The organism is Phenylobacterium sp. (assembly GCF_046290725.1).
In the GTDB taxonomy this organism is placed as follows: domain Bacteria; phylum Pseudomonadota; class Alphaproteobacteria; order Caulobacterales; family Caulobacteraceae; genus Phenylobacterium.
Window position 1 is genome coordinate 636,708 of the sequence record NZ_JBKBUH010000001.1, and the last position, 11,852, is coordinate 648,559.

Genomic DNA, 11,852 nt, shown 5'->3' on the forward strand with positions numbered 1-11,852 from the left:
GGCCCCGCCCTGCGGGAGCGAGAAGATGCACACCACGAGATCTTCCCTGGCCGGCGGGCTGTCGGGATCGCCCCTGCGGCGTCAACGGCCGCCAGGCCTGCGCCGGATCCTGATCCTGGTCGCGGCGCTCGGCTTCGCTTCGGGCGTGGCGTTGGAGGTGGCCGACCGGCAGGCACCGCCCCAGCCGGCGACCTCCGGGCCGTTGAGCTACCTGCCCGGCTAGACTCTGTTGGAATGTTTGTCAGGAGGACCTCCATGGCCCTTTCGCGTCCGTCTTCATCCCGTCCGGCCCTTCGCGCCACGCGTGCGCGTCAAGGACGCTTCGGGCGGCATGTCCTTTGGGTTCTGCTCGCCTCCCTGGCGCTCGCGCTCCTGGCGCTGTTTGGCGCCTGGACCTGGCAGGCCGACGAACTGGCCCGCACCACGCCGAACACCGGCCGGGAGCCGGCCGACGCCGAGGCCTTCAGCGCGCCTCCGCCGCAGCCGCGGCAGAACACCGTCGATCCGGCTTCAGGGCCTCCGCGCTGATCGCCTTGTCCTGAAGGAAGGAAAGCCGCCTCACGGCGGCTTCTTTTTTCGTCAAAGCACCGACTGGCCGCGGATGGCGCGCACCACGAAGCTGGCGATCAGCAGCACCAGGAAGATGACGAAGAGAACCTTGGCGACCGTGGCGGCGAACCCCGCCAGCCCCATGAAACCCAGGTAGCCGGCGACGATCGCCAGGATTGCAAAGACCAGCGCCCAGCCGAGCATGTCGCGTCCTCCGTCATGCAGACGCCGCGCCTGAGCGGGCGCGGCGTCAAAGAAAACGCAGGGTCGAAAACGGCGTTCCGAGCCTAGGCCGCCTTGCGGGTCTTCCGCGGATGGAAGAACAGGGCCTGGCCGATCGCCGCCTTCACCGTCTCCGGTTGGAACGGCTTGGTGATCAGGAAGGTGGGCTCCGGCCGCTCACCGGTCAGCAGGCGCTCGGGGAAGGCGGTGATGAAGATCACCGGCACGTCGAAGCGGGCCAGGATGTCCTTCACCGCATCGATGCCGGAGGAACCGTCCGCCAACTGGATGTCGGCCAGCACCAGGCCCGGCGTCTTCCGGGCGACTGCGTCCACCGCCTCGGTTCGGGTGGCGGCGATATCCACCACGGTGTGGCCCAGCTCAGTCACCAGGGCCTCGATGTCGGCGGCGATCACCGGCTCGTCCTCGATGATCAGAACGTCGGTGGCCAGTTCGGCGTCGATCTCGGCCTGGGCCTCGGCGATCAGCCGCTCCACCTCGGCGAAGTCGGCGCCCAGGATCTGGGCGGCTTCGGACGGCGTGAAGCCTTCCAGCGCCGTCAGGAGAAACGCCTGGCGCGAACGCGGTGCGATGCGCATCAGCCGCCGGCTGGCGTCGTCGCCGCCTTCCTCGTCCTGCGGCCCTTCCAGTTGCGCGCCGCTGGAGAGCCAGATGGCGTGGAAGACATGATAGAGCGCCACCCGCGGCGTCAGGTTCGCCTCGAGCGTGCGCTCGCCTGCGGCCAGGGCCTCCAGCGCGACCCGCACATAGTGGTCGCCCGTGGTCTGATCCCCCGTGAGCGCCCGCGCATAGCGGCGGACGTAAGGCAGGTGCGGCGCCAGTCGGGCCAAGAGACTCAAAGTATACCCCTCCCGTCGTTCGAACACGCGGCCATGCGGGGATGCACCCCGACGTCAGGCCCCATAATGCGACCGAAACGCCAGTCTTGGGAACCGGTTCCCTGGAGTTTCCGTTTTCCTGGCCTTAGGTTCCCTCATGGAACCCAAGCCGAGGTGAAGCGTTGACCGGCGACGAAGACCAAGCGAGGGGGCGGGTCCCGCGAAAGCCGGGCGCCGACGACATGATAGAGCAGCGACCCACTGAGGAGCGACGGCAAGCATCCGCCGCCCTGGACGAAGCCCGCCTGCGGCAGCAGGCCATCGGCGTGCGCCTGCGCCAGATGTTCGACGAAGTCGTCAATGAGCCCGTGCCGGACGAGTTTCTGGACATTCTCCGCAAGGCGGACCGGCGGTCTGCGGGGAACGACTGATGACGCGGGAAAATCGAGACGTACAACCGCGCTCCGCCGCGGACGACGAGGCGTTCAAGCGCGAGCTGGTGCAGCTTATCCCGCACCTGCGGGCCTTCGCCCGCACGCTGGCCGGCGACCCCGCCGGCGCGGACGACCTGGCGCAGGACGCCATGATGAAGGCCTGGGACGCCCGGGCCAGCTTCCAGATGGGCACCAATATGAAGGCCTGGACCTTCATGATCCTGCGCAACCAGTTCTATTCCGAAAAGCGCCGGTCCTGGCGGCAGAGCCAACTCGACCAGGAGGCCGCCGAGCGGACCCTGGTGGCGGTGGACGATCCGGAAGCCCCGGTGGCCTTGGACGAGCTGCGGCTGGGCCTCGCCCAGTTGCCGCCCGAGCAGCGGGAGGCCCTGATCCTGGTGGGCGCGGGCGGCTTCGCCTACGAGGAAGCCGCGGACATCTGCGGCTGCGCCGTTGGCACCGTGAAGAGCCGAGTCAGCCGGGCCCGGCGGGCGCTCCATGCGATCCTGGAAGGCGGCGGCTATGCACGCGACGGCGCCGCAGCCGGGGACGCCATGCGTTCGATCCTCGCCGACGCGGAGCGTCTGAGCACCGTACGCTGAGGGCCGGCGCGTGGACGGCTCGCCCTGGGGTTCGCTTTCGACGATCCGGGTCCGCCTGACCGCGGCCCTGGCCGCGGCCCTCCTGCCGGTCCTGATCCTGGGTGTCCTGCAGTCGGCGATCGCCTTCCGCCGCGAAAGCCAAGACCTTCGCAACGACCTGGCCGCCGCCGCCCAGCGCAGCGCAGCCACCGCGCGCGCGCGCATGGAGGCGGCCGACATCCTGCTCGAGACGCTGGCGCCGGGGTCGGTCGGCTTCCAGTGCGCCCAGCGCCTGGCCGAGGTGACGCGCCGGATACCCGGCTATTCCAACCTGATCCGCTTCGACCGGATCGGCCGGGTGGCGTGCGCGGCCGCCGACGTGCCGCCGGACCCGCAGCGGCGCCAGCGGGCCTGGTTCCGGCAGCTCCAGGCCGGCGACAATCTGGTGATCACCCGCGATCTCGGCGCCACCTATGCACGCGTCCCCTCGCTGTTGGCGGCGGTGCCGTCCTTCGATCCGGCGGTGGGGTTCGATGGCGCGCTGGTGGCGGTGATCTCGCTGGAGAGCCTCGCCCCGCGCACGGCCGACCGGTCCCTGCCCGCCAATTCCGAGGTCGCCCTGGCCGAGGCCGACGGCCGCTATGTGAACGCCACCCGGCACGAGGCCTTTCCCGACCTGCCGCCCGACTGGCGCCGGCGGGTGGATAAGGACGGGGCGCTGGTCTGGTACGGCCGCTCGCGCGGCGGCGATCAGAGAGTCTATTCCGCGGCGCCCCTGGTCGGCGACGACCTGTTCGTGATCCTTTCGGCGCCGTCGCGGGGCCTGTTCTCCTGGGCGACGATCAATCCGCTGACCAGCATCGCCTTCCCGCTCCTGACCTTCGTGCTGGCGCTGGCGGCGGTGTCGGTGGTGACCGAACGGGTGGTGACCCGCTGGATCGCCTATCTGCAGCGGATCGCCGCCCTCTACGCACGCGGCCGCTTGAGCGTGCGCCCCGTCCAGGCCGACCGCGCCCCGCCGGAGATCCGCGACCTGGCCGAAACCCTGGAGGACATGGCCGACGCCATCGTCGGGCGTGACGCCTCGCTGCGGGAATCCCTCGCCCAGAAGGATGCGCTGATGCGCGAGATCCATCACCGGGTGAAGAACAACCTGCAGGTCATCTCCTCCCTGCTGAACATGCAGCAGCGGGCGCTGTCGGACCCTGCGGCCCGGGCGGCCATGTCCGACACCCGCCAGCGGATCACGGCCCTCGCCCTGATCTATCGCGCGCTCTACCAGGGGCCGGACCTGAAGCGCGTGGACCTGCGCGCCTTCCTGGAGGAACTGACCGCCCAGCTCGTCGCCTCCGAGGCCATTCGCGGATCGCACGTGCGCACCGAGATCGATGTCGATCCGCTGACCATCGATCCCGACCACCTGGCGCCGCTGGCGCTGTTCGCGGTGGAGGCGATCACCAACGCCCAGAAACACGCCTTCGCCGACCGCGGGGGGGTGCTGACGGTGACGTTCCGGGTGCTGGAGGGGGAGGTGGAGCTTGAGATCGCCGACGACGGCGATCCGCCGGACGACGCCCTGACCGCTTCGGGCGTCGGCCGCACCCTGATGACCGCCTTCGCCCGCCAGCTGCGCGGACGATCCGAACTGATCCGCAACCCCAGGGGCGGGATCAGCGCACGGCTCATCTTCCCCATGCCCGACGCCGAAGCCGCCCGCCGCCGCACGCCGCCGCAGGGGAACCAAGCCGCAGCCTAGCCGTTTGCTCGCGGTTCTTCTTCCCTACACCTCTTCGGAGACCTCGCTCATGCGCAAGTTCGCCCTGTTCGCGGCGCTCGCCGCCAGCTTCGCCATTTCCGCCTGCAACACCGTCGCCGGCGCCGGGCGTGACGTCCAGGCCGCCGGTCAGGCGGTGGAAGAAACGGCTCAGGACGCCCGCCGCTAAGCGGACATCCGAAAGGGCGGCTTCACCGGTCCGGCGAAGCCGCCTATTTGCGCATCCGCACCAGGCCTTCCTGCGCCACCGACGCGACCAGCACGCCGGACCGGTCATAGATCGAGCCGCGCACGAAGCCGCGACCGCCGGAGGCCGACGGGCTGTCCTGGTGATAGAGGTGCCATTCGTTGAAGTTCGACGGCTTGTGGAACCACATGGCGTGGTCGAGGCTGGCCGACTGCAGGCCCGGCGTATTCCAGTGCACCCGGTGGGGGCGCATGGCCGTCGATAGCATGTTCATATCGGACGCATAGGCCAGCACCACCTGGTGCATGTGCGCGTCCTCGCCCAGCGGGCTGCGGGCGCGGAACCACCAGGCCGAGCCCGGCGCCTTGGGATCTTCCGGCTCCACGGCGCGGATCTCGATGGGCCGCGGGCGGCTCATGAGCTTGCGCACCTCTTCGGGCGCGTCCTGCAGCATCTTCTTCTGCAGCTCGGATTCGTCGGCCAGATCGTCGGGACCGGGGACGTTCGGCAGGGCCGCCTGGTGTTCGAAACCCTCCTCCGGCGCCTGGAACGATGCGGCGAGATTGAAGATCTGCTTGCCGCGCTGGATCGCCACCACCCGGCGGGTGGTGAAGGTGCCGCCGTCGCGCGAGCGGTCGACGTCGAAGACGATGGGGATCGAAGGATCGCCGGGCCGGATGAAGTAGCAGTGCAGCGAGTGGCAGACCCGATCCTCAACCGTCTCGTACGCCGCCAACAAGGATTGACCGATCACTTGACCGCCGAAGATCCGCGGCGGCCCGAGCTTCGGGCTGTTTCCCCGAAAGAGGTTCACCTCAAGACGTTCGAGGGAGAGGGTCTGAAGCAGGCTTTCGGGGGTGTCCATGGGCGCTCTGAAAATGCTGCAATGCGAAAGCGTCCGGCTTAAGCCCATAGCCCCGCTACGGCAAGGCGGTGGAAATGCGGTCCCGCATGGTCCAAAAGCCGCAGCATGCCCTTCGACGTCTCAGTCCTGACCATGTTCCCCGAGGCCTTTCCGGGCCCCCTGGGGGTTTCGCTGATCGGCACGGCCTGGCGGGAAAAGGGGCTCTGGTCGTTGGAAACAGTGGACATTCGGGCCTTTTCCAAGGATAAGCGCGGCTTCCTCGACGACACCCCTGCGGGTGGCGGCCCGGGGCAGGTGTTGCGAGCGGACGTCGTCGCGGCTGCGCTGGACAGCGTGGACCGCCGAGGACGGCCGCTTTTGTACATGAGCGCACGGGGCCGGCCCCTGACCCAGGCGCGCGTGAAGGAATGGGCGAAAGGACCGGGACTGATCGTCCTGGCCGGCCGCTTCGAAGGGGTGGACCAGCGGGTGCTCGACGCACGCGGGTTCGAGGAGATCTCGGTCGGAGACGCGGTCCTCGCCGGCGGCGAGGCGGCGGCGATGGTCGCGATCGAGGCGTGCGTAAGGCTGGTTCCCGAAGTGCTGGGGCAGGCCGAGAGTTTGAGTGAAGAGAGTTTCGAGGACGGGCTTCTCGAGCATCCGCAGTACACTCGACCGCGGACGTTCGAAGGGCGCGAAATCCCCGAGGTGCTGTTGAGCGGCCATCACGCCGAGGTGCGGAAGTGGCGGCGGGCGCAGCGGGAACTCACCACGCGGGAGCGGCGGCCGGACCTCTGGGCGGCGCATCTCGCCAATCAACAGGCAAAGGGCGAGTAAAGCCCAGTAACGACAAGGACCAAGACGATGGCCAACATCCTCCAGGAACTGGAGAACGAAGAGATCGCCCGGCTGGCCGCCAACCGCGCCATCCCGATCTTCCAACCCGGCGACACCCTGCGCGTCAACGTGCGCATCAAGGAAGGCGAGCGCGAGCGCGTCCAGGCCTATGAGGGCGTGTGCATCGCCCGTCAGGGCGGCGGCGTGAACGAGAGCTTCACCGTCCGCAAGATCTCCTTCGGCGAGGGCGTGGAGCGGGTCTTCCCTCTCTATTCGCCGATGATCGAGAGCATCGAGGTCAAGCGCCGCGGCGTCGTGCGCCGCGCCAAGCTCTACTACCTGCGCGACCGCCGCGGGAAGTCGGCCCGGATCGCCGAACGCCAGATGTCCACGGCGGCCAAGAACGAGCCGAGCGAGACCCCAGCGGCTGCGGAGACCTCCGAAGGCTGATCGCCTCGGACAATCCCACGAATTTCGAACGGCGGCCGCAGCGACGCGGCCGCCGTTTTTCGTTGGCCCTGCCGAAGCTAACCCCTCCGCCCCTCCGCGACGAAGGCCGAGAGGCCCTGGACGAGATGGTCGAACATCAGGCGCATGCGGCGGTTGGACTTCAGGTTCTCGTGCATGGCCACCCACAGCTCCAGTTCGAAGCCGAAGGCGTTGGAGAGCACGGGGGTGAGGCCGTGGCGGCGAGCGATCTGGTGCTGAACGGCGCCGATCCCCAGGCCCGCCCGGACGGCGGCGATCTGCGCCAGGTCGTTGTCGGAGCGGAAGGCGAAACCGTCGCGGTTGATCTCCCAAGGCAGGTCGAGATCGGCGAGGGCCTGAAGGGGCGGCGGCTCCCGGTCGAAGCCGATCACCGTGTGGTCGAACACGTCTTCGAGGGTCTCGGGCGTCCCATGAGCTTCCACATAGGACCGGTGCGCGTAGAAGCCGATGCCGATCGCCCCCACCTTCCGGGCCAGCAACGCCGCTTGCGTCGGCCGCATCATCCGCACGGCGATGTCCGCGTCACGGCGCGAGAGGTCCTCGGCCTTGTTCGAAAGCGCCAGTTCGAGCTCGATCTCGGGGTGCGCTTTGCGAAAATCGGCCAGGATGGCCGGCAGCACCTCGGCGCCCATGATCTGGCTGGCGGTGATGCGGATCGCCCCCTTCAGGGAGTCGGCCGCACCGGAAGCGTCGCGCAGGGCCGCGGCGGCCGCGGCCGACATCTCCTCAAGGTGGGGCGCGAGGCTGAGCGCCAGGTCGGTGGGGGTCAGCCCCCGGGGGCTGCGCAGGAAGAGCGCGGCGCCCAGCTTCTGCTCCAGAGCCTCGATGTGGCGGCCCAACGTCGGCTGCGTCAGGCCGCGCACCTTGGCGGCCGCGGAGAGGCTGCCGGTCTGCATCACCGCATGCAGGCTCTGGAACAGGTCCCATTCGACGTTCGGCATGGGCCTATGCTGGTCCGATCCGCGGCAAAGGTAAATCGGCGGCCGAGGGGGTGAGGCCTTCCTGCGCCTTTACGGAGGCGGGGCGGGCGCCCTACATGCCGCCCATGGCCGGCAAGACTCTGTACGACAAGATCTGGGACGCCCACGTGGTCGCCGAACAGGACGGCGAGGCGATCCTCTACATCGACCTGCACCTGATCCATGAGGTGACGACGCCCCAGGCCTTCGCCGGGCTTCGCGCCGCGAAGCGGCCGGTGCGCCGGCCCGACCGCACCCTCGCCGTGGCCGACCACAACGTGCCGACGGAGGGCCAGGCCCTGGGCGTCGCCGCGGTGGCCGACGACGAGGCGCGCCTGCAGCTCCAGACTCTGGAGCGGAACGTCCAGGAGAACCGCATCGAATTCTTTCCCATGGGCGACGTGCGCAACGGCATCGTCCATGTGGTCGGCCCCGAGCAGGGCCGCACCCAGCCCGGGATGACCATCGTCTGCGGGGATTCCCACACCTCCACCCACGGGGCCTTCGGCGCCCTGGCGCACGGCATCGGCACCTCCGAGGTGGAGCACGTGCTGGCGACCCAGACCCTGCGCCAGAAGAAGGCGAAGAACCTGCGGGTGACCATCGACGGGACGCCGGCGCCGGGCGTCGGGGCCAAGGATTTCGCTCTGGCGGTGATAGGCGAGATCGGCACCGCCGGCGGCACGGGCTACGTGATCGAATACGCCGGCGAGGCGGTGCGGGCCCTTTCCATGGAAGGCCGCATGACGCTCTGCAACCTCACCATCGAAGGCGGAGCGCGCGCCGGGTTGGTGGCGCCGGACGAGACCACCTTCGACTACATGATGGGCCGCCCGGCGGCCCCGAAGGGCGGGGCCTGGGAGATGGCGCTCTCCTACTGGAAGACGCTCTATTCCGATCCCGACGCCGTCTTCGACCGCGAGGTCCGCCTCGACGCGGGCAAGATCGCGCCGCTCGTCACCTGGGGAACCTCGCCTGAGGACGTGATCGCGGTCACCGACGTGGTGCCGGGCCCGGAGAGTTTCGCGACCCCGGACAAGCGGGCCTCGGCCGAGCGGGCTCTGGACTATATGGGGCTTTCCGCCGGTCAGCCGATCACCGAGGCGAAGATCGACGTGGTCTTCATCGGCTCGTGCACCAACAGCCGCATCGAGGATCTGCGCGAGGCCGCAAAGGTGGTCCAGCACGCCTTCGTCCATGGGAAGCTGGTGGCGCCCCATGTGCGGGCCATGGTGGTGCCGGGCTCGGGCCTGGTGAAGGCGCAGGCCGAGGAAGAGGGTCTGGACGCCATCTTCAAGGCGGCCGGCTTCGATTGGCGCGAGCCGGGCTGTTCGATGTGCCTGGGCATGAACCCCGATCGCCTGGCGCCGGGCGAGCGCTGCGCCTCCACCTCGAACCGCAATTTCGAAGGCCGCCAAGGCCGCGGCGGGCGGACCCACCTGATGAGCCCGGCCATGGCGGCGGCGGCGGCCATCGCCGGCCACATCGCCGACGTTCGGGAGTTCATCTGATGATCCGCGGCCTGGATCACATCGCGCTGGCGGTGAACGATCTGGACGCCGCGGTCGCGGCCTACCGCGCCCTGCTCGGCCGCGAGCCCAACTGGATCGGCGGCGACGGCGGGGCGCGCCATGCCTGGTTCCAGCTGCCGAACATGGCGCTCGACGTGATCGCGCCGCATGGCGAGGGCGCGTTCGGCGACACCATCCGAAAGCACCTGGCCGAGCATGGCGAGGGCATCTGGGCCATCGCCTTCACGGTGGACAGCCTGGAGAGGGCGCATCCGCTGGTCGAACGGCGCGGGATCCGCGCGACCAGGCCGGGCCCGACCCGATCGACTCATGACGACGGACGCAAGCGCTACTGGACGACCAGCGCGCTCGATCCGGCCGACACCGGCGGGGTCAACATCCTGCTGGTGGATCCGCCCCGCTCGGGCGAGCCCTGGCCGCTGTCGGAGGCGGTCGCGGAAGACGCCGCGGCGGTGACCGAGCTCGACCATGTGGTGATCCACACCGCCAATCCCGAGCGCGCCCTGGCGGTCTATGGCGCCAAGCTGAACCTAGACCTGCGTCTCGACCGCTCAAATCCGGACTGGGGCGTGCGCCAGCTCTTCTTCCGCTGCGGCTCGGCGGTGGTGGAGATGGGCGCCAGCCTGAAAGAGCCCGCGTCCGACCGCCCCGACCGCTTCGGCGGCCTCGCCTGGCGGGTGGCCGATCCCGACGCCGTCCAGGCCCGCTTGGCCGCCGGCGGCTTCGACGTGTCGGAGGTGCGCACCGGCCGCAAGCCCGGCACGCGGGTGTTCACCGTCCGCTCCGGCGTGGTCGCAGCCCCCGCCCTGATGATCCAGCAGAACGCCCAACCGGCCGGATAGAAGACCCATGAAAGCCTTCACCAAGCTCGACGCCCGGGCAGTCCCCCTGCCGCTGGCCAATATCGACACCGACCAGATCATCCCCAAGCAGTTCCTCAAGACCGTGGAGCGCGAGGGCCTGGGCCGGGGCCTGTTCTACGACTTCCGCTTCGACGCCGAGGGGAGGGAGAAGCCCGACTTCGTGCTGAACCGGCCGGAGTACAAGGGCGCGGGCGTGCTGATCGCCGGCGACAATTTCGGCTGCGGATCTTCGCGTGAGCATGCGCCCTGGGCGCTGATGGATTTCGGCATCGACTGCGTGATCGCCACCAGCTTCGCCGACATCTTCTACAACAACTGCTTCCAGAACGGACTCCTGCCCGTGGTCCTGAAGGCCGAGGAGGTCCAGGCGCTGATGGAGGAGGCCAAGGGCGGCAACCATCTGGTGACGGTGGACCTCGAGGCCCAGACGGTGGTCTCCCCCTCCGGCCGCCGCTTCGCCTTCGAGATCGATCCGACGCGCAAGGAAAAGATGCTGAAGGGCCTGGACGCCATCGGCGAGACCCTCCAGGCCGCCGGCTCCATCGACGCCTACGAGTCCAAACGCGCTATCGCCCAGCCGTGGCTGGAGCGGGCATGACTGTGGTGGTGGCGGGCACGTTTCGCGTGCCGTCCCAAAACCTTGACGCGTTCAAGCCGCACATGGAAGCCATGCTGGCGGCCAGCCGCGCTGAAGACGGATGCCTTGAGTATTCCTACGCGGTGGACGTGCTGGACCCCGGCCTGATCCGCGTGTTCGAAGCCTGGCGCGACCGCGCCGCGCTGGAGGCGCACCTGGCCACGCCGCATATCACCCGATGGCGGGCGGCGTGGCCGGCGCATGGGGCGGGCGAGCGCCGCCTGGTCCTCTACGAGGCCGGCGCGGCGATCGCCCTTTGAGTCGCTAGCGCTCGCGGACGCTCGTGCCGTCCGGCGTGGTCACCGAATAGGTGTGTTCGCGCACGGGCTTCTCACCCTTCTCCTTGTAGATCGACATGGTCCGTGAGCGGACGGTCTCGCCCTGGCGGACGATGGTGTGGGTGCGCGAGCGGGCGCGTTCGTCCTCGGTGCGGGCGGTGGCGGTCGAGCGCTGCATGGCCCGGCGCTCGTTCACCTTGGCGTCCGACTTGGTGCGGACGCTGCCGTCGACGGCGACGGCGTCGGCGCCGCCCTGGACCCCGATGCTCTGGCCGTCGGTCTGGCCGGCGCCGTAGGTGGAGACGCCGACATTGTTTCCTTCGATTCCGCCGCTCGTGCCGCCGCTGACCGGCTGGGCCGAAGCGGCGCCGGCCATCAGCAGGCCGGTGGCGGCGAGCGCCGCGGGAAGGGTGTGCTTGATCATCGTCTTGCTCCTGCGGCCCGCTCGTCGATTTCGGCGAGGCAGCCGCTCTGATCTCGGGTGATGCGAAGGCTGCGACCGGCGCTTTCCGAATAGGCCGATGATGTCGCCGCGCCGGAACCGCCGGCGCTGGCCCAGGCCGAGGACTGGGCCGCACCGCCCTCACCCTTGGAAAAACTCCTTGTCGAGCTGGTCCCGTCCCTGGGCGCCCGCACCCGGGGCGGGGTCTCGATCCGCCGGCCGTCGGCCAGGTGGTGGATCACGCGGCAATCCGCCGGAGCGTCCGCCGGCGGCGTATACCCGGCCGGGGCGGCGATGGCGGCGGCTATGGCAAGGGCTGTGGGCATGGGACGGCTCCTCCGCAAAGAGGGGTCGGGGGGGGACCCCCCGGGAACGAACCCCAAAC

Annotated in this window: 18 protein-coding genes; 12 read left to right on the forward strand and 6 right to left on the reverse strand. The window is 69.4% G+C overall.

Translation table 11 applies throughout. The annotated features are described in order from the left end of the window. Positions 1-25 precede the first annotated feature (25 nt). Together ACK41C_RS03380 and ACK41C_RS03385 are read left to right on the forward strand one after the other, a co-directional pair. The gene (locus ACK41C_RS03380; protein WP_409650486.1) at positions 26-223 is read left to right on the forward strand and encodes a hypothetical protein; all 198 of its coding nucleotides are present in this window, start codon (positions 26-28) and stop codon (positions 221-223) included. A gap of 32 nt (positions 224-255) precedes the next feature. Next, complete coding sequence (locus ACK41C_RS03385) at positions 256-528, forward strand: hypothetical protein (protein ID WP_409650488.1); 273 nt, start codon at positions 256-258, stop codon at positions 526-528. Between the two features lie 51 nt (positions 529-579). On the opposite strand, the gene ACK41C_RS03390 is transcribed toward ACK41C_RS03385, so the two are convergent. Continuing rightward, positions 580-753, reverse strand: coding sequence for a DUF1328 domain-containing protein (locus ACK41C_RS03390; protein WP_409650490.1), 174 nt, complete (start codon positions 751-753; stop codon positions 580-582). Positions 754-836: 83 nt separating this feature from the next. Beyond that, the gene (locus ACK41C_RS03395) at positions 837-1,631 is read right to left on the reverse strand and encodes a response regulator (RefSeq protein WP_409650492.1); all 795 of its coding nucleotides are present in this window, start codon (positions 1,629-1,631) and stop codon (positions 837-839) included. Between the two features lie 221 nt (positions 1,632-1,852). Between ACK41C_RS03395 and ACK41C_RS03400 the strand changes: the two genes are divergently transcribed. The 4 genes from ACK41C_RS03400 to ACK41C_RS03415 are packed head-to-tail and all read left to right on the forward strand — an operon-like array spanning position 1,853 to position 4,568. Continuing rightward, positions 1,853-2,041, forward strand: coding sequence for a NepR family anti-sigma factor (locus ACK41C_RS03400; RefSeq protein ID WP_409650494.1), 189 nt, complete (start codon positions 1,853-1,855; stop codon positions 2,039-2,041). Next, on the forward strand, positions 2,041-2,646 hold the full coding sequence (locus ACK41C_RS03405) for a sigma-70 family RNA polymerase sigma factor (RefSeq protein WP_409650496.1): 606 nt from the start codon (positions 2,041-2,043) through the stop codon (positions 2,644-2,646). The genes ACK41C_RS03400 and ACK41C_RS03405 overlap by 1 nt, the downstream gene beginning before the upstream one ends. A gap of 10 nt (positions 2,647-2,656) precedes the next feature. Next, positions 2,657-4,381 carry a sensor histidine kinase gene (locus ACK41C_RS03410; RefSeq protein ID WP_409650498.1) on the forward strand — a complete coding sequence of 575 codons (1,725 nt, stop codon included), beginning with the start codon at positions 2,657-2,659 and terminating at the stop codon, positions 4,379-4,381. 49 nt (positions 4,382-4,430) lie between these two features. Further along, a complete protein-coding gene (locus ACK41C_RS03415) occupies positions 4,431-4,568 on the forward strand; it encodes an entericidin A/B family lipoprotein (RefSeq protein WP_409650500.1) in 138 nt (45 codons plus the stop codon). A 43-nt stretch (positions 4,569-4,611) separates the two neighbouring features. On the opposite strand, the gene tesB is transcribed toward ACK41C_RS03415, so the two are convergent. Then, positions 4,612-5,451: an acyl-CoA thioesterase II gene (gene tesB, locus ACK41C_RS03420; protein ID WP_409650502.1), complete on the reverse strand. Its 840-nt coding sequence runs from the start codon at positions 5,449-5,451 to the stop codon at positions 4,612-4,614. 105 nt (positions 5,452-5,556) lie between these two features. On the opposite strand from tesB, the gene trmD reads away from it, so the two are divergent. Both trmD and rplS read left to right on the forward strand, forming a co-directional pair. Then, positions 5,557-6,267, forward strand: a complete 711-nt coding sequence (gene trmD / locus ACK41C_RS03425; protein WP_409650504.1) for a tRNA (guanosine(37)-N1)-methyltransferase TrmD — start codon at positions 5,557-5,559, stop codon at positions 6,265-6,267. A 27-nt stretch (positions 6,268-6,294) separates the two neighbouring features. Then, a complete protein-coding gene (gene rplS, locus ACK41C_RS03430) occupies positions 6,295-6,717 on the forward strand; it encodes a 50S ribosomal protein L19 (protein WP_409650506.1) in 423 nt (140 codons plus the stop codon). A 77-nt stretch (positions 6,718-6,794) separates the two neighbouring features. Here the strand turns inward: rplS and ACK41C_RS03435 are convergent, their stop codons facing one another. Continuing rightward, entirely contained in the window at positions 6,795-7,697 is a 903-nt protein-coding gene (locus tag ACK41C_RS03435) for a LysR family transcriptional regulator (RefSeq protein ID WP_409650508.1), read from the reverse strand. 104 nt (positions 7,698-7,801) lie between these two features. Here ACK41C_RS03435 and leuC point away from each other — a divergent pair, with 104 nt between their 5' ends. Genes leuC through ACK41C_RS03455 form a run of 4 tightly spaced genes read left to right on the forward strand, consistent with a single transcriptional unit; the run spans position 7,802 to position 11,007 of the window. Beyond that, positions 7,802-9,226 carry a 3-isopropylmalate dehydratase large subunit gene (leuC, locus tag ACK41C_RS03440; RefSeq protein WP_409653888.1) on the forward strand — a complete coding sequence of 475 codons (1,425 nt, stop codon included), beginning with the start codon at positions 7,802-7,804 and terminating at the stop codon, positions 9,224-9,226. Then, a complete protein-coding gene (locus ACK41C_RS03445; protein ID WP_409650510.1) occupies positions 9,226-10,089 on the forward strand; it encodes a VOC family protein in 864 nt (287 codons plus the stop codon). The genes leuC and ACK41C_RS03445 overlap by 1 nt, the downstream gene beginning before the upstream one ends. 7 nt (positions 10,090-10,096) lie before the next feature. Next, on the forward strand, positions 10,097-10,708 hold the full coding sequence (leuD, locus tag ACK41C_RS03450; RefSeq protein ID WP_409650512.1) for a 3-isopropylmalate dehydratase small subunit: 612 nt from the start codon (positions 10,097-10,099) through the stop codon (positions 10,706-10,708). Beyond that, positions 10,705-11,007, forward strand: a complete 303-nt coding sequence (locus ACK41C_RS03455; RefSeq protein ID WP_409650514.1) for a putative quinol monooxygenase — start codon at positions 10,705-10,707, stop codon at positions 11,005-11,007. Before leuD ends, ACK41C_RS03455 begins: the two co-directional genes overlap by 4 nt. Before the next feature lie 4 nt (positions 11,008-11,011). Here ACK41C_RS03455 and ACK41C_RS03460 read toward each other — a convergent pair whose 3' ends face one another. Together ACK41C_RS03460 and ACK41C_RS03465 are read right to left on the reverse strand one after the other, a co-directional pair. After that, positions 11,012-11,449: a hypothetical protein gene (locus ACK41C_RS03460; RefSeq protein ID WP_409650516.1), complete on the reverse strand. Its 438-nt coding sequence runs from the start codon at positions 11,447-11,449 to the stop codon at positions 11,012-11,014. Beyond that, positions 11,446-11,793: a hypothetical protein gene (locus ACK41C_RS03465; protein WP_409650518.1), complete on the reverse strand. Its 348-nt coding sequence runs from the start codon at positions 11,791-11,793 to the stop codon at positions 11,446-11,448. Before ACK41C_RS03465 ends, ACK41C_RS03460 begins: the two co-directional genes overlap by 4 nt. Between the last annotated feature and the right edge of the window lie 59 nt (positions 11,794-11,852).

What these genes read in the sequence shown, in the direction of transcription:
- ACK41C_RS03380 (WP_409650486.1), top strand. Translation starts at nt 26, where the DNA reads ATGCACACCACGAGATCTTCCCTGGCCGGCGGGCTGTCGGGATCGCCC.
- ACK41C_RS03385 (WP_409650488.1), top strand. Translation starts at nt 256, where the DNA reads ATGGCCCTTTCGCGTCCGTCTTCATCCCGTCCGGCCCTTCGCGCCACG.
- ACK41C_RS03390 (WP_409650490.1), bottom strand. Translation starts at nt 753, where the DNA reads ATGCTCGGCTGGGCGCTGGTCTTTGCAATCCTGGCGATCGTCGCCGGC.
- ACK41C_RS03400 (WP_409650494.1), top strand. Translation starts at nt 1,853, where the DNA reads ATGATAGAGCAGCGACCCACTGAGGAGCGACGGCAAGCATCCGCCGCC.
- ACK41C_RS03405 (WP_409650496.1), top strand. Translation starts at nt 2,041, where the DNA reads ATGACGCGGGAAAATCGAGACGTACAACCGCGCTCCGCCGCGGACGAC.
- ACK41C_RS03415 (WP_409650500.1), top strand. Translation starts at nt 4,431, where the DNA reads ATGCGCAAGTTCGCCCTGTTCGCGGCGCTCGCCGCCAGCTTCGCCATT.
- tesB (WP_409650502.1), bottom strand. Translation starts at nt 5,451, where the DNA reads ATGGACACCCCCGAAAGCCTGCTTCAGACCCTCTCCCTCGAACGTCTT.
- trmD (WP_409650504.1), top strand. Translation starts at nt 5,557, where the DNA reads ATGCCCTTCGACGTCTCAGTCCTGACCATGTTCCCCGAGGCCTTTCCG.
- rplS (WP_409650506.1), top strand. Translation starts at nt 6,295, where the DNA reads ATGGCCAACATCCTCCAGGAACTGGAGAACGAAGAGATCGCCCGGCTG.
- ACK41C_RS03435 (WP_409650508.1), bottom strand. Translation starts at nt 7,697, where the DNA reads ATGCCGAACGTCGAATGGGACCTGTTCCAGAGCCTGCATGCGGTGATG.
- leuC (WP_409653888.1), top strand. Translation starts at nt 7,802, where the DNA reads ATGGCCGGCAAGACTCTGTACGACAAGATCTGGGACGCCCACGTGGTC.
- ACK41C_RS03445 (WP_409650510.1), top strand. Translation starts at nt 9,226, where the DNA reads ATGATCCGCGGCCTGGATCACATCGCGCTGGCGGTGAACGATCTGGAC.
- leuD (WP_409650512.1), top strand. Translation starts at nt 10,097, where the DNA reads ATGAAAGCCTTCACCAAGCTCGACGCCCGGGCAGTCCCCCTGCCGCTG.
- ACK41C_RS03455 (WP_409650514.1), top strand. Translation starts at nt 10,705, where the DNA reads ATGACTGTGGTGGTGGCGGGCACGTTTCGCGTGCCGTCCCAAAACCTT.
- ACK41C_RS03460 (WP_409650516.1), bottom strand. Translation starts at nt 11,449, where the DNA reads ATGATCAAGCACACCCTTCCCGCGGCGCTCGCCGCCACCGGCCTGCTG.
- ACK41C_RS03465 (WP_409650518.1), bottom strand. Translation starts at nt 11,793, where the DNA reads ATGCCCACAGCCCTTGCCATAGCCGCCGCCATCGCCGCCCCGGCCGGG.